This is a genomic window from Lysobacterales bacterium (assembly GCA_019634735.1).
GTDB lineage: Bacteria > Pseudomonadota > Gammaproteobacteria > Xanthomonadales > UBA2363 > Pseudofulvimonas.
In genome coordinates this window covers 108,454-122,959 of the sequence record JAHCAT010000005.1, presented here as the reverse complement: position 1 = coordinate 122,959, position 14,506 = coordinate 108,454, and the positions used below count along the sequence as shown (strand labels likewise).

12 protein-coding genes are annotated in these 14,506 nt (G+C 71.0%); 4 read left to right on the top strand and 8 right to left on the bottom strand.

Annotation, left to right across the window (positions count from 1 at the left end):
- Positions 1 to 96: 96 nt before the first annotated feature.
- Positions 97 to 1,119 (bottom strand): KpsF/GutQ family sugar-phosphate isomerase, encoded by a 1,023-nt coding sequence (locus tag KF823_06670; GenBank protein ID MBX3725586.1) that lies wholly within the window; start codon positions 1,117 to 1,119, stop codon positions 97 to 99.
- Positions 1,120 to 1,212: 93 nt separating this feature from the next.
- On the opposite strand from KF823_06670, the gene KF823_06665 reads away from it, so the two are divergent.
- Positions 1,213 to 1,458 (top strand): BolA/IbaG family iron-sulfur metabolism protein, encoded by a 246-nt coding sequence (locus tag KF823_06665; GenBank protein MBX3725585.1) that lies wholly within the window; start codon positions 1,213 to 1,215, stop codon positions 1,456 to 1,458.
- 54 nt (positions 1,459 to 1,512) lie between these two features.
- Positions 1,513 to 2,769 carry a UDP-N-acetylglucosamine 1-carboxyvinyltransferase gene (murA, locus tag KF823_06660; protein MBX3725584.1) on the top strand — a complete coding sequence of 419 codons (1,257 nt, stop codon included), beginning with the start codon at positions 1,513 to 1,515 and terminating at the stop codon, positions 2,767 to 2,769.
- Positions 2,770 to 2,864: 95 nt separating this feature from the next.
- Here murA and KF823_06655 read toward each other — a convergent pair whose 3' ends face one another.
- The 7 genes from KF823_06655 to purB form a co-directional block, all read right to left on the bottom strand.
- On the bottom strand, positions 2,865 to 4,085 hold the full coding sequence (locus tag KF823_06655) for a hypothetical protein (GenBank protein MBX3725583.1): 1,221 nt from the start codon (positions 4,083 to 4,085) through the stop codon (positions 2,865 to 2,867).
- Positions 4,082 to 5,281 (bottom strand): dihydrolipoyllysine-residue succinyltransferase, encoded by a 1,200-nt coding sequence (sucB, locus tag KF823_06650; protein MBX3725582.1) that lies wholly within the window; start codon positions 5,279 to 5,281, stop codon positions 4,082 to 4,084. The genes KF823_06655 and sucB overlap by 4 nt, the downstream gene beginning before the upstream one ends.
- Positions 5,282 to 5,358: 77 nt before the next feature.
- Complete coding sequence (locus KF823_06645) at positions 5,359 to 8,199, bottom strand: 2-oxoglutarate dehydrogenase E1 component (GenBank protein ID MBX3725581.1); 2,841 nt, start codon at positions 8,197 to 8,199, stop codon at positions 5,359 to 5,361.
- A gap of 266 nt (positions 8,200 to 8,465) precedes the next feature.
- Positions 8,466 to 9,254 (bottom strand): YdcF family protein, encoded by a 789-nt coding sequence (locus tag KF823_06640; protein MBX3725580.1) that lies wholly within the window; start codon positions 9,252 to 9,254, stop codon positions 8,466 to 8,468.
- A gap of 15 nt (positions 9,255 to 9,269) precedes the next feature.
- On the bottom strand, positions 9,270 to 9,695 hold the full coding sequence (locus KF823_06635) for a GNAT family N-acetyltransferase (protein MBX3725579.1): 426 nt from the start codon (positions 9,693 to 9,695) through the stop codon (positions 9,270 to 9,272).
- Positions 9,695 to 10,888: a cupin domain-containing protein gene (locus tag KF823_06630; GenBank protein MBX3725578.1), complete on the bottom strand. Its 1,194-nt coding sequence runs from the start codon at positions 10,886 to 10,888 to the stop codon at positions 9,695 to 9,697. Before KF823_06630 ends, KF823_06635 begins: the two co-directional genes overlap by 1 nt.
- A gap of 10 nt (positions 10,889 to 10,898) precedes the next feature.
- Positions 10,899 to 12,266, bottom strand: coding sequence for an adenylosuccinate lyase (gene purB / locus KF823_06625; GenBank protein MBX3725577.1), 1,368 nt, complete (start codon positions 12,264 to 12,266; stop codon positions 10,899 to 10,901).
- A gap of 110 nt (positions 12,267 to 12,376) precedes the next feature.
- Here purB and KF823_06620 point away from each other — a divergent pair, with 110 nt between their 5' ends.
- Entirely contained in the window at positions 12,377 to 13,771 is a 1,395-nt protein-coding gene (locus KF823_06620) for a class II fumarate hydratase (GenBank protein ID MBX3725576.1), read from the top strand.
- A 115-nt stretch (positions 13,772 to 13,886) separates the two neighbouring features.
- Positions 13,887 to 14,417, top strand: coding sequence for a Na+/H+ antiporter subunit E (locus KF823_06615; protein ID MBX3725575.1), 531 nt, complete (start codon positions 13,887 to 13,889; stop codon positions 14,415 to 14,417).
- Positions 14,418 to 14,506: the final 89 nt, after the last annotated feature.

The following is a 14,506-nucleotide window of genomic DNA, read 5'->3' as shown; positions in this document are numbered from 1 at the left end:
AGTGCTGGCGCCTCCTTTTCCCAGGCGCCGGACGTAACCGGCCACCCGGCGCCGGCCGCCTGCGGTCGCCGGCCGGGCGCGGGGATTCCAGGACGCTCAGACCACGCGTGCCCGCAGCAGATCGTGGATGTTCAGGGCGCCGACCAGGCGGCCGTCGCCGTCGACCACCAGCAACGCGTGGATCTTGTGCTCTTCCATCATGCGGGCCGCCTCGACCGCCAGACGGTCCGGACTGATGGTGCGGGGTCGCGCCGTCATCAAGGCGCTGACCGGTGTCGCCCGTACGTCGATGGCGGCGTCATCGAGGGTCCGGCGGAGGTCGCCGTCGGTGAACACGCCGAGCAGGCGGTCGTCGCCATCGACGATGCCGGTCAGTCCCAGGCCCTTGCGGGTGACCTCGACCAGCGCCTGCGCCAGGCTGGCGTCGGGTGCGATCCGGGGCACCGCCGAACCGGTGTGCATGATGTCGGCGATGCGCAGCAGCAGGCGGCGGCCCAGGCTGCCGGCGGGATGCGAGCGCGCGAAGTCCTCGGCGGTGAAACCCCGGGCCTCGAGCAGCGCCACGGCGAGCGCATCGCCCATCACCAGCGCCGCCGTCGTGCTGGTGGTCGGTGCCAGGCCCAGCGGGCAGGCCTCCTCGGGGATGCTGATGTCCAGGTGGACATCGGCGAGCCGGGCAAGCGCGGATGAGGGGTTTCCGGACATCGCGACCAGGACGCTGCCCTGCCTGCGCAGCGCCGGCATGATGGTCAGCAGCTCATCGGTCTCGCCCGAATACGAGATCGCCAGCACCAGGTCGCTGGTGGTGATCATGCCCAGGTCGCCATGGCTGGCTTCGCCCGGGTGCACGAAGAATGCGGGCGTGCCCGTCGAGGCGAAGGTCGCGGCGATCTTGCGGCCGACGTGGCCCGATTTGCCCATGCCGGTGACCACGACCCGGCCGCGGCATTGCAGCACACGCTGGCAGGCCCGCTGGAACTCCCCGTCGATGCGCGCGGCCAGCACGTCCAGGGCGCGTGCCTCGATCTCGAACACCCGGCGGCCGGAGCGGGCAAGCGATTCCGGGTCGTCGCAGACCGGGGCGGTGGCGGCGAACAGGGGGTTCGGCTGCGCGATCATGATCGCTGCGCTCTCCAGGACTTGGCGCCGGCCCGGATGCCGGCAAGCTGGTATTGTAGCCAGTCCCCGTACCGTCCTCCCGCCCTGACACCCATGGATGCTGAACAGATCCGTCGCCTGATCCAGACCGCCCTTCCCGAAGCGCAGGTCGAAGTCCACGGCGAGGACGGCGTGCACTTCGAGGCCCTGGTGGTAAGCGCCGCATTCGCCGGCCAGCGCCCGTTGCAGCGCCATCGGCAGGTCTATGCGGCACTGGGGGATCTCATGGGTGGCGCCATCCATGCGCTGGCGCTGAGGACCCTGACGCCCGACGAAGCGGCCGACCAGGCGCCCCGGTGACGTCGTGCCGGCGAACGCCGGCCTTTTTTCCGACTCGGCAGTGACCCTTTCCCGATGGACAAGATCCTGATCGCCGGCGGCGCGCCGCTGGCCGGCGACGTCACCATTTCCGGCGCCAAGAACGCCGTGCTGCCGATCCTGGCCGCGATCCTGCTCGCCGACGAACCGGTGCGCCTGGCCAACGTCCCTCACCTGCGCGACGTGACCACCATGGTCGAGCTCCTCGGGCGCATGGGCATGGGGTTCGAGATCGGCGACGGCATGCGGATCGAGGCGGACCCGCGGCCGGTCGCCAACCACGTCGCGCCCTACGACCTGGTGCGCACCATGCGGGCCTCGATCCTGGTCCTGGGCCCGCTGCTGGCGCGCTTCGGCGAGGCCGAGGTCTCCCTGCCGGGCGGCTGCGCGATCGGCTCCCGGCCGGTGGATGAGCACATCCATGGCCTGCGCCGGCTCGGCGCCACCATCGAGGTCGAAGGCGGTTACATCAAGGCGCGATGCGATCGTCTCAGGGGCGCGCGCGTGGTCATGAACGTGGTCAGCGTGACCGGCACCGAGAACATCCTGATGGCCGCCTGCCTGGCGCGCGGCACCACGGTGATCGAGAACGCCGCGCAGGAGCCTGAAGTGTCCGATCTGGCGCACTGCCTGGTCCGCATGGGTGCGCGCATCGACGGCATCGGCACGGCCAACCTCGTGGTCGAAGGCGTCGACCGGCTCGGCGGCTGCGATTACCAGGTGCTGCCCGACCGCATCGAGACCGGCACCTTCCTGGTCGCCGGAGCGATCACACGTGGCCGGGTCACCGCACGCAATGCCAGGCCGGACACCCTCGATCCGGTGCTGGTGAAGCTGGAGGAGGCGGGTGCGACGATCGACACCGGTCCGGATTGGATCCGTCTCGACATGGCCGGCCGCCGTCCGCGCGCTGTCGACATCAGCACCGCCCCGCACCCTGCCTTCCCGACCGACATGCAGGCGCAGTTCACCGCGCTCAACTGCGCGGCAGAAGGCGTGGGCGTGATCTCCGAGAACGTCTTCGAGAACCGCTTCATGCACGTCCACGAGTTGCGCAGGCTGGGCGCGGACATCCGCCTGGAAGGCAACACCGCGATCGTCCGGGGCGTCGAACAGCTCAGCGGCGCCCCCCTGATGGCGACCGACCTGCGCGCCTCTGCCGGGCTGGTGCTGGCCGGGCTGGTCGCGCAGGGCGAGACCCTGGTCGACCGCATCTACCACCTCGATCGTGGCTACGAGAACATCGAGGAGAAGCTGGGGGCACTTGGTGCGCGCATCCGGCGTGTGAGCTGAGTCGCTGCGGTGCCGGCATGGGGGCCGCCAGGCCACTTGCTGCGCCGCGGACGAGGGTCAGTCAGCCGCGGCCCCGGTCGTTCCCGGGAGACGATTCACCAGCGGGCGTGCCGGATCCGACGCGGCGCCGCCCAGCGCTTGAACTCGGGGCTTCCCTTCAGCCAGCCGTAGTCGTCGATGCGCAGCAGTTCGCTTGGATCGAAATCCATGCCGAAGTGCCATTCCAGCCCGTCCAGGGCGTCCAGCACCAGACCGGCATCGTTGCCCAGGTTGCCTAGCCCCGCCAGTGCCCACCAGGCGTCCTCGACCTGGGGTTCAAGCTGGATGCTGCGGCGGCAGTGCCCCGTCGCAGCCTCCAGGTCGCCCGCATCTGCGGCGATCAGGCACTTGAGGCGATTGGTGTGGCCGTCTTCGATGGTGCTTCTTTCGAACCGCCGCAGGGCGGCCAGTGCCTTGTCCGGTTCGCCGTTGAGCACGTGCAGGTCGAAAAGCTGGAACTGCAGATCGTCGGCCTTTCCGAAGCGGTCGCCCAGATGCTGAAGGCTGGCTTGGTAGGTCTCCGGATCCAGGTCCGAGGCCACGGTCGCGCGCAGGCTCGCCCAGGTCCGGGTGGCGCGGAACGTGTCGGGCAACGCGTCAAGTGTGCGATGGGCGGCAGCGGTGTTGCCGCTGTGGTACTGGCCGGCAAAGGTGACCAGCGTCGACAGCGCCTCGGTGTCGAAGCTTCGCGAGCCGAACAGCTGAGGGTGGTTGCCGGGCTCGGCCGTCATGGTGATCAGCAGGGTCCTGGCCCTGCCGCTCATCCATTCCCCCTGGGCGTGGCTGAACCAGTCGTGGACCAGCCCGTTGTCGCCAGTCAGGAAGTCAAGGTATTCCAGGCCGGAGACCGTGCCGTCCTCGTCGTGGAACACGATCCGGACCAGGTGGCGGTCATGCGCCTCGCCCGGCAGGGATTTCATCAGCCGGGCGACGCCGCCCTGGCGGGCGATCAGGGTGATCGCGTTGCGGGACAGCTGACCCAGCCCGCCCATCGCGCCCTCCCGGATGGCGGTGGACTGCAGCGACGGGAGGGTCAGATCGGCCAGGGCATGGTCGATCATCGCCCCGGGGTCGACCAGCGCCTGCAGGGCAGCGCTGTCGCGGCGGTTCAGCGCCTTCTCGATGCGCAGCCCGACGGTCGCATCGCGACCGGCCCCGGCCGGCGGAGGCAGCACTCCCGGTGGTGGATCCGCCGTCGCGACCCGCAGCGGCGCCAGCGCCACCGCGATGGCCAGCAGCAGGATCCTTCCGGCCCGCGCTGCGTCTCGCCGGATCACAGCCCGAACAGCATCCGGCTGGGATCCTCGAGCTGGTTCTTGATGTCGACCAGGAAGGTGACCGCGTCCTTGCCGTCGATGATCCGGTGGTCGTAGCTGAGCGCGATGTACATCATCGGCGCGGCGACCACCTGGCCCTTCTCGACGATCGCGCGCTCCTTGATGGTGTGCATGCCCAGGATGGCGCTCTGAGGCGGATTGACGATCGGCGTCGACAGCAGCGAGCCGAACACGCCGCCGTTGGTGATGGTGAAGGTGCCGCCCTGCAGGTCCTCGAGCGCCAGGCCGCCCTCGCGCGCCTTCTTCGCGTAGCCGGCGATCGCCGCCTCGATCTCCGCGAAGCCCAGGGTCTCGGCGTTGCGCAGCACCGGCGTGACCAGGCCGCGGTCGGTCGACACCGCGATCGAGATGTCGGCAAAGTCGTGGTAGAGGATGTCGTTGCCCTCGGTGGAGGCGTTCACCACCGGGTGCCGGCGCAGCGCCTCGGCGGCCGCCTTGACGAAGAAGCTCATGAAGCCCAGGCGCACGCCATGGGCCTTCTCGAAGGCCTCGCCGTGCTCCTTTCTCAGGCGCGACACCGCGGCAAGGTTGACCTCGTTGAACGAGGTCAACATGGCGATGGAATTCTTCGATTCCATCATGCGCTCGGCGATACGGGTGCGCATGCGGGTCATCGGCACGCGGCGCTCGCCGCGGGCGCCAGGCGCCGGCGCGCTGCCGCCGGACAGCGCGCGCTGCACGTCCTCCTTGATCACCCGCCCGCCGCGGCCGGTGCCCTCGACGCTGCCCGGATCGACCTGGTGCTGGCTGGCGACGCGCTGCGCGGCGGGCGACAGTTCGGCCGTGCCCTGCTTCGCCGGCGCCGCCGCTGCGGCAGCCTTCGCCGGATCCTGCGTGCCGGACCCCGCCTTGCCAGGGTCGGCCTTGGCGGGTTCGTCCTTGCCGGCCTCGGCGACCGCGCCCTGCTCGATGATTGCGATCACCTGCTGGCCGGTCACAGTGTCGCCATCCTTCTTGAGGATCTCCTTGAGGACGCCGTCCGCGGGCGCCGGCACCTCCAGCACCACCTTGTCGGTCTCCAGGTCGACCAGGTTCTCGTCGCGGCGCACGCTGTCGCCCACCTTCTTGTGCCAGGCGGCGATGACGGCGTCGGCGACCGACTCGGGCAGGACCGGGACTTTGACTTCGAGGCTCATGACGTTTCCTACGGATGCGGTGCGGAGCGGGCTCCGCGGGGAGGTCTGTTCGGATCGGGGGGTCGCGTGGTCCGGCGTCATTCCGCGCCGGTGTCGCCGTCGAAGCTGCCGGTCAGCGCCTGCGCCACCAGCGCCGCCTGTTCCGCGGTGTGGGTGCTCAGGTGGCCGCAGGCCGGCGCCGGCGAGCGTCCGCGTCCGGCGTAGTGCAGTGCCGCCTTGGGCTGGCCCTGGCCGATGCAGTGCTCGAGGTGGTGGCGGATCTGGTACCAGGCACCCTGGTTCATCGGCTCCTCCTGGCACCAAACGACTTCGCGGGCGGCGCCGAAGCGGCGCAGCTCCGCCACCAGCAGCTCGCGCGGGAACGGATAGAGCTGCTCGACGCGGACCAGGGCGACATTGCCGGGACCGTCCTTGCCCGCGGCCTCCAGCAGGTCGTAGTAGACCTTGCCCGAGCACACCACGACCCGCTTGACCTTCTTCGGATCCGCGGCGCTGCTGTCGGGGATCAGGGTCTGGAAGCCGCCCTGCGCCAGCTCGTCGAGCGTCGAGACCGACAGCTTGTGCCGCAGCATCGACTTCGGGGTCATCACGATCAGCGGCTTGCGTGCCCGCTGCAGGAGCTGGCGGCGGATCATGTGGAACATCTGCGCTGGGGTGGTCGGCACGCAGACCTGCATGTTGTCCAGCGCGCAAAGCTGCAGGAAGCGTTCGAGGCGGGCGGAGCTGTGCTCCGGTCCCTGTCCTTCGTAGCCGTGCGGCAGGAACATCGCCAGGCCGCACAGGCGTCCCCACTTGGCCTCACCCGAGGACAGGAACTGGTCGATGACGACCTGGGCGCCGTTCACGAAGTCGCCGAACTGCGCCTCCCAGATCACCAGGGTCTGCGGATCGGCGGTGGCATAGCCGTATTCGAAGGCCAGGACGGCCTCCTCGGACAGCACCGAATCGTGGATCTGCACGTCCTCGCGGCGCGCCGCGACCGCGCGCAGCGGCAGCAGCGCCTCGCCGGTCTGCTGGTTGTGCAGCACGGCGTGGCGGTGGAAGAAGGTGCCGCGCCCGGAGTCCTGGCCGACCAGGCGCAGCTTGCCGCCCTCGGCAAGCAGGCTGGCGTAGGCCAGGTTCTCCGCATAGCCCCAGTCCATCGGCAACTCGCCGGCGGTCATCCGGCGGCGGTCCTCGTAGATCTTGCCGACCCGCGCATGCAGCGGATGGTCGGCCGGCACCGCGGTGATGGTCTCGGCCAGTTCCACCAGGCGCTCGCGCGGGACGGCGGTGTCGAGCGGCTCGCCGAGCCGGTGGTCGAGGTAGGGCGACCAGTCCACCGCGTGCTCGTCGGCCTCGCTGCCGTCGGCCAGCTCGACCGTCACCTCGCCGCGGTCCAGGCGGTCGCGGTAGTCGTCGACCAGGGACTTCGCCTCGTCGGCGCCGAGCACGCCGGCGTCGGCCAGCGCCTTCGCGTAGCGCTCGCGGGTGCTGGCATGGGCACGGATGGTCTGGTACATCAGCGGTTGCGTGGCGGCCGGCTCATCGGCCTCGTTGTGGCCGTGCTTGCGGTAGCAGACCAGGTCGATCACCACGTCGCGCTTGAACTGCTGGCGGTACTCGAAGGCCAGCTGCGCGCAGAACGCGACCGCCTCGACATCGTCGCCGTTCACGTGCAGCACCGGCGCGTTGACCATCTTGGCGACGTCGGTGCAGTACAGGGTCGAGCGGGCATCGTCCGGCCGGCTGGTGGTGAAGCCGACCTGGTTGTTGATCACCACGTGCACGGTGCCGCCGACCGCGAAGCCGCGCGCCTGCGACATGTTGAACAGCTCCATGACCACGCCCTGGCCGGCGAAGGCGGCGTCGCCGTGCAGCAGCACGGGCAGCACCTGCTCGCGGGTCGCATCGCCGCGCCGCGTCTGACGGGCGCGCACGCTGCCGGCGATCACCGGGTCGATGATCTCCAGGTGCGAGGGGTTGAAGCCCAGCGCCAGGTGCACGGTGCCGTCCGGCGTGCGGACGTCCGAGGAGAAGCCCATGTGGTACTTGACGTCGCCGGAGCGCGCCGGGTCGGTGGGACCGGCATGGCGGCCCTCGAACTCGGCGAACAGCTGCTGCGGCGGCTTGCCCAGGGTGTTGACCAGGACGTTCAGGCGGCCGCGATGGGCCATGCCGATCACCATCTCGCGCACCCGCGCGGCGCCGGCCTTGCGCACCAGCACGTCCATGAGCGGGATCAGGCTGTCGCCGCCCTCCAGCGAGAAGCGCTTCTGGCCGACGTACTTGGTGTGCAGGTAGCGCTCCAGGCCCTCGGCCTGGGTCAGCTTGAACAGCAGCCGCTTGCGTTGCTCGCCGTCGAAGCCGAAGTGGCCGCCGGTGCGCTCCAGGCGCTCGTACCACCAGCGCCGCTGCTGGGCGTCGGTGATGTGCATGAACTCGGCGCCGATGCTGCCGGTGTAGGTGCGCTGCAGCAGGTCGACCATGGAGCGCAGGCGCAGGCGCTGCGGCGCCGCCAGCGAACCGGTGTCGAACTCGGTATCGAGGTCGGATTCGTCCAGGCCGTGGAAGGCCAGCGACAGGTCCGGCACCGACGGCTTCTGCCACAGGCCCAGGGGATCGATGTCCGCGGCGACGTGGCCGCGCGAGCGGTAGGCGGTGACCAGGCGCAGGACGCCGGCCTGGCGGCGGGCATGGGCGTCGTCGACCGGCGCCGCGGCGCGGCGCAGCCGGGCGCCTTCGGCCAGGGCCTGCTGGATCGGTCCGTGCGGGGTCTCGCCGGCCGGCACAGCCAGCGATTCGAAGTGCCGGCGCCAGGCGTCGGCCACCGAGGCTGGATCGGCAAGATATTGTTCGTAAAGGGCATCTACCCAGGCCGCGTTGCCTGTGCCCAGTTGGGAGGAGGCCGCAAAGGCCTGTCGCTGCTTGGCGTCCACGGTGTGCTCGTGCGGGAGGGGGGGTGGGCGTCTCGCCCGATGCTGCGAAGCAACAGCGATTATAGCCTTGTGCGGCGGCACCTTGGGATGGCGGGTACCGGCCAGACCGGGCGTTTCAAGCCATGTTCGAGTCGTCCGGGGGGCGAAACCCTGTTCCGCGGTCGGTGTCGTGCGCGCCAGCGCCCCGGGTTGTCGCGGTCGTGAGGCGCTGGAGGCGGGCAGGGCCGGATGCCGTCCGGCAGCGTCACTGGTTCACGGGAGGGGCGTCAGGATCCCCTCCAGAGCGCGTACCAGACCCTGCCCAGCCATTCGTGCCAGACCGAGGTGCTCAGCGCCAGGGCGCCCGGGTTGGGCAGGAGGTCGGCGAGCGCGAAGGGTCGCCCGGGTCGTCCGGCGTGGTCGGTGGCCGCCGGGATCGCGTCCAGGCCGGCCCGGTCGAACGCGACCAGGGCGCGCGGCAGGTGGCGGGCCGAGGTGACCAGCAGCAGGCGACGACCCGGGATGCGGCCCTCACCGAGCAGGCGGTCCACCGCTGCTGCGGTTTCCGTGGCGTTCTCGCGCGTGGTCCGGCTTGCCGGCTCCACGGCGATCGCTGCCTCGGGCACGCCGAAGTCGACCAGCAGGCGGACGACACCGGGGCATTCGGGGTCGCTGGCGCCGGACAGCGGCGCACGGCCGCCCGAACACAGGATCACCGGTGCCCGGCCGGCATGCCACAGTCGGGCGGCGAACCAGGCGCGGTCCGCCGCCGCATTGAGGTCGGGATCGGGGCGGGCGGGCGGCGTGGCCGGGTCGGACAGGCCGCCGAGCAGCACGATCAGATCGGCCGCCGGCAGGTCGGTGGGCAGCGCCGGCGGGTGGCCGTGCTCGAGGCTGCGCGCCGCGTGCTGGGCCAGCCAGGGCGTCGACCACAGCCACAGCCAGGCCAGCGCGAACGCCGCAAGCGCCCCGGCCAGGCGCGGTCGACGGCGCAGCAGCACGGCCGTGAGGCCGACCAGCAGGGCCAGGTTGAGCGGGTAGAGCAGGGCGCCGGCGAGCTTGGCGAGCACGATCATGGCGGCTGCGCGGGGTCAGAGCACCAGGCGCATGTGCCGGTGTCGGATGCCGGCCTCGTCGAAGGGCTCGCCATGGGCCAGGAAACCGTAACGCTGGTAGAAGCCGATCGCCGATTCCTGGGCATGCAGCTCGACCGCCGGCAGGCCCTCCACGCGGGCGATCGCGATCAGCCGCTCCAGCACCGCCGCGCCGACCCCGCGGCCGCGCCAGTCGGCCAGCACCGCCATCCGCCCGATCTTCCGTTCCGGTGTCAGCCGGCCGGTGGCGATCGCCCGGCCCTGGTCGTCGAGCGCCAGTACATGACGGGACAGCGGGTCGAGGTCGTCCCACTCCAGTTCGATCGGCACCTGCTGTTCGAGCACGAACACCGGCTCGCGCACCGCGCGCAGGCGCTCCAGGTCGGCGGCGTAGTCGGCGTCGACGATGCGGAACGGCGACATCACCGGCCGAACTCCAGATGGCCGGCGTTGACCAGGGTCCGGACCAGCGCGCGCCCGTCCTCGTCCAGTGCCGCGACCTCGGACAGTGCCAGCGGTTCGGGCACGCACAGGCGCCGGGCCAGGGCCAGGGGGGCCGGATGCGATTCCCCGGCCACGAACAGGCGGGCCTGGCGGCCGCGGGGCAGGAAGGCGAAGCGGCTCAGCGGGTGCCGCAGCAGCACGCCGCGCCCGGTCAGGCGCTTGTCGAAAGCGGCGGGCGTCAGCGGCCGTGGCCGCGGCGCGGCCAGCCCGGCACTGCGGTAGCGGGTGATGAAACGGCCGAACCACTCGGCCCGGCCGGGGCCGTCGCTGGCGAGCGCCTGGTGCAGCAGGGCCTCGACCCGGGCCAGGGCGGCGGCGTCGATGCGCCCCGGTTCGCGGGCCGGGGCAAGGTCGGGATCGGCATAGCGCAGCGATTCGGGCAGCTGCTCGGCCAGCGATTCGGCGAAATCCACCGTCAGCTCGGCCAGCGAGGGCGCCCGCAGGCCGATCGAACAGGTCAGGCAGGGCGTTTCGCCCATGGCGACGCCGTGGTGCGGCATGCCGGGCGGCAGGTAGAGCATGTCGCCGGGGCCGAGCAGCCACTCCTCGTCCGGATCGAAGGATTCCAGCAGCTTGAGCGGCTGGTCGGGCCGGAACGCCAGCGGGGCGTCGACGCGGGTGTCGATCATCCAGTGCCGGTGGCCGCTGGCCTGAAGCAGGAAAACGTCGTACTGGTCGACATGGGCGCCGACCGAACCGCCCGGCGCTGCGAAGCTGACCATGATGTCGTCGATCCGCCAATCCGGCAGGAAGCGGAAATGTTCGAGCAGTCCGGCGACGTCGCGGTCCCACTTGTCGACGTCCTGGACCAGCAGGGTCCAGTCCTCCTCGGGGAGATCGGCGAAACGCGACTCCTCGAACGGACCGGTCTCCACCGTCCACTGGTCGTGCCCGGCGTCGTGCACCACCAGGCGGGACAGCGCGTACGGCTCGCAGGCGAGGCCGGCCAGCTCGTCGGCGCTGATCGGCGGGCGCAGGCCGGGGAAGGCGTTGCGCACCAGCAGCGGCCGCTTCTGCCAGTAGTTGCGCAGGAACGCGGCCGGGCTCATGCCCAGGGGCGGCAGCTCGCGGCCGTCGACCTGCAGTTCCTTCTCGCCGCGCCTTGTGGCCATGGCGGCGTCCTCAGATGTCCAGGGCCAGGCGCTGCGCCAGGCCCGTGTAATCGGCCGGGGTCAGCGCCAGCAGGCGCGCGCGCTCGTCGTCCGGAAGGTCGAGGCCGGCGATGAACTCGCGCAGGCTGTCGGCAGTGATGCTGCGACCCCGGCTGAACGCCTTGAGCTGCTCGTAGGGCTCGGGCAGGCCGTGGCGACGCATCACCGTCTGCACCGCCTCGGCGAGCACCTCCCAGGCGTTGTCGAGGTCGGCGGCAAGGCGTGCCGGGTTGGCGGACAGCTTGTCCAGACCGCGGCACAGCGCGTCCAGTGCCACCAGGGCGTGGCCGAAGCCGGTGCCCAGCGCGCGCAGCACGGTGGAGTCGGTGAGGTCGCGCTGCCAGCGGCTGATCGGCAGCTTCTCCGCGAAATGGCCGAGCAGGGCATTGGCGACGCCGAAATTGCCCTCGGCGTTCTCGAAGTCGATCGGATTGACCTTGTGCGGCATGGTCGAGGAGCCGACCTCGCCGGCCTTCACCGCCTGGCTGAAATAGCCCAGCGAGATGTAGCCCCAGACGTCGCGGCACAGGTCGATCAGCACGGTGTTGACGCGGCGCTGCGCGTCGCACAGCTCGGCGATGCAGTCGTGAGGCTCGATCTGCGTGGTCCAGGGGTTGAATGCCAGTCCCAGGCCCTCGACGAAGCGGCGCGACAGCGCCGGCCAGTCGACCTCGGGGTAGGCGATGGCGTGGGCGTTGAAGTTGCCGACCGCGCCGTTCGCCTTGCCGAGCAGTTCCACCGCGTCGAACTGGCCCTGCTGGCGGCGCAGGCGGGCCAGGACGTTGGCCAGCTCCTTGCCGAGCGTGGTCGGCGACGCGGTCTGGCCGTGGGTGCGCGACAGCATCGGCGTGCCGGCGTGGCCGTGCGCCAGGGCCCGCAGCCGCTGCGCCACCGCAGCCAGCGCCGGTGCCATCACCCGCGTGCGCGACGCGGACAGCATCAGCCCGTAGGCCAGGTTGTTGATGTCCTCGGAGGTGCACGCGAAGTGGATGAACTCCAGGGCAGGCGCCAGCGCCGGATCGCCCTGCAGGCTTTCCTTCAGGAAGTACTCGACCGCCTTGACGTCGTGGTTGGTGGTGCGTTCGATCGCCTTGACGCGTTGCGCCTTCGTGGCGTCGAAGCCGTCGGCCAGGGCGCGCAGGCGGGCGCGGGTGGCTTCGTCGAAGGCGGGTAGGGCGGCGATGCCCGGCTCGTCGGATAGCGCGATCAGCCATTCGACCTCGACCCGGACGCGCGCGTGGATCAGGCCGAACTCGCTGAGCAGCGGGCGCAGGGCGTCGACCTTGCCGGCGTAGCGGCCGTCGAGCGGCGAGAGGGCGGTGAGCGGGCTGTGGTCCATGGCGGTCGGGCGGTCCTTGCAGCCCGGCATTGTCCCATGGTCGAAGCCGGGGCGGGGCCGCGGGGCGCCTATAATGCCGCCCCCCACGCAACCTTCCCCCGGAGACAACCATGAGCGGATTCCGCACCGAGCGCGACAGCATGGGCGAGCTGCGCGTTCCCGCCGACGCCCTGTACGGCGCCCAGACCCAGCGCGCCGTGCAGAACTTCGCGATCTCCGGCCTTGCCATGCCGCGCGACTTCATCCGCGCCCTGGGCCTGGTCAAGTCGGCCTGCGCCCAGGCCAATGCCGACCTCGGCCACCTCAAGCCAGCCCTGGCCAAGGCGATCCGCAAGGCCGCCGCACAGGTCGCCGACGGCGAGCTGGACGGCCACTTCCCGATCGACGTGTTCCAGACCGGCTCTGGCACCTCCTCGAACATGAACGCCAACGAGGTGATCGCCCACGTCGCCAGCGGCCCGCGCCTGAAGGTGCATCCCAATGACCACGTCAACATGGGCCAGAGCAGCAACGACGTGATCCCCACCGCGATCCAGGTGTCGGCGGTGCTGGCCGCGACCGGCGCCCTGCTGCCGGCGCTCAAGCACCTGAAGGCGACCATCGATCGGCGCGCCCGCGAACTGCGCAAGGTGGTCAAGACCGGCCGCACCCACCTGATGGACGCGATGCCGGTGACCTTCGGCCAGGAGCTCGGCGCCTGGTCCGCACAGGTCGCCTCCGGCATGGCGCGCATCGACGACGCCCTGGTCCGGGTGCGCCGGCTGCCGCAGGGCGGCACCGCGGTCGGCACCGGCGTCAATGCCGATGCGAAGTTCGGCGCGAAGGTCGCCGCCGAACTGAAGAAGCTGACCGGGCAGCGTTTCGAGGCCGCCGCCAACCTGTTCGAGGGCATCGCCAGCCAGGATGCCGCGGTCGACCTGTCCGGCGCCCTCAACACGCTGGCCTGTTCGCTGATGAAGATCGCCAACGACCTGCGCTGGATGAACTCCGGGCCGTTGGCCGGCCTGGGCGAGATCGAGCTGCCGGCCCTGCAGCCGGGCAGTTCGATCATGCCCGGCAAGGTCAACCCGGTGATCCCCGAGGCGATGGCGATGGTCTGCGCCCAGGTGATCGGCAACCACGCCACCATCACCGTGGCCGGCCAGAGCGGCAACTTCCAGCTCAACGTCATGCTGCCGGTGGTGGCGCTCAACCTGCTGCAGTCGATCAACCTGCTGGCCAACGCCAGCCGGGCCCTGGCCGACCAGGCGATCGCCGGCTTCAAGGTGCGCCACGACGTCATCGCCGGCGCCCTGGAGCGCAACCCGATCCTGGTCACCGCGCTGAACCCGGTGATCGGCTACGAGAAGGGCGCGGCCACCGCCAAGCAGGCCTACAAGGAAGGCCGGCCGATCAAGGACGTCGCCCGCGAGACCACCGGCATGTCGAAGTCCGAACTGGACCGCCTGCTGGACCCGCTGGCGCTGACCCGTGGCGGCGTCGGCGGCGGGTCGGCCGGCGGCTGAGGCGTGCCCATGGCTGGTCGCGCCTGGGCGCGGCCAGCGTGGGACCCTTGCAGCGACCCTCGCGGGCCCTGGGCGACTCGCCTCGGCGCATCGCGGTCGGCTAAGGTGATCCCCGATGGATCGCCCCGAGCGCCCGCGCGAATCGCATCCGCCGCCTGCCGATCGTTGCCGTTGGGGGGCGCAGGTCGTGGTGGTGTTGATGGTGGCCTGGCTGGCGCTGGACGGCACCGGCAACCTGTTCGTGGGACTGGCATTCGCCGTGGCCGGCGCGCTGATCGGTAGCCTGCTGGTCCCCGGCGAGGTGCACCGCTGGCGGCCCCTGCGGCTGCTCGGCTTTTTGGCCTGGTTCGTGCATGCGTCCCTGCGCGGTGGCCTCGATGTCCTGTGGCGCGCCGCGTCGCCTTCCTTGCCGGTGTCGCCGGGCCTGCACCGGCACCGACTGGGCCTGCCGCCGGGCCTGCCGCGAACCGTCTTCCTCTCCGTGCTCAGCCTGGTCCCGGGCACCTTGAGCGTCGATCTCGAGGAGGATGCCCAGGTGCTGGTCGTGCATGTCCTGGCCGCCGAGGCGGTGGTGGGCGTGGCTGCCCTGGAACGTCGCGTCGCTTGGTTGTTCTCCTTGCCGCCGCTCCGCGAGGACGTGTCGTGAGCCGCCGGGTCCCGGTCCGGTCGGGCCGGCGGCCGGACCCGCGCCAGGCGCGGGCCGGGCGCGAAGCCTTCCGGGGCCTCCCGTTGCGG

Excerpts from the sequence above, each read along its gene's own strand:
- KF823_06670 (MBX3725586.1), bottom strand. The coding sequence starts at position 1,119 with ATGATCGCGCAGCCGAACCCCCTGTTCGCCGCCACCGCCCCGGTCTGC.
- purB (MBX3725577.1), bottom strand. The coding sequence starts at position 12,266 with ATGGACCACAGCCCGCTCACCGCCCTCTCGCCGCTCGACGGCCGCTAC.
- murA (MBX3725584.1), top strand. The coding sequence starts at position 1,513 with ATGGACAAGATCCTGATCGCCGGCGGCGCGCCGCTGGCCGGCGACGTC.
- sucB (MBX3725582.1), bottom strand. The coding sequence starts at position 5,281 with ATGAGCCTCGAAGTCAAAGTCCCGGTCCTGCCCGAGTCGGTCGCCGAC.
- KF823_06665 (MBX3725585.1), top strand. The coding sequence starts at position 1,213 with ATGGATGCTGAACAGATCCGTCGCCTGATCCAGACCGCCCTTCCCGAA.
- KF823_06635 (MBX3725579.1), bottom strand. The coding sequence starts at position 9,695 with ATGTCGCCGTTCCGCATCGTCGACGCCGACTACGCCGCCGACCTGGAG.
- KF823_06630 (MBX3725578.1), bottom strand. The coding sequence starts at position 10,888 with ATGGCCACAAGGCGCGGCGAGAAGGAACTGCAGGTCGACGGCCGCGAG.
- KF823_06640 (MBX3725580.1), bottom strand. The coding sequence starts at position 9,254 with ATGATCGTGCTCGCCAAGCTCGCCGGCGCCCTGCTCTACCCGCTCAAC.
- KF823_06615 (MBX3725575.1), top strand. The coding sequence starts at position 13,887 with ATGGATCGCCCCGAGCGCCCGCGCGAATCGCATCCGCCGCCTGCCGAT.
- KF823_06620 (MBX3725576.1), top strand. The coding sequence starts at position 12,377 with ATGAGCGGATTCCGCACCGAGCGCGACAGCATGGGCGAGCTGCGCGTT.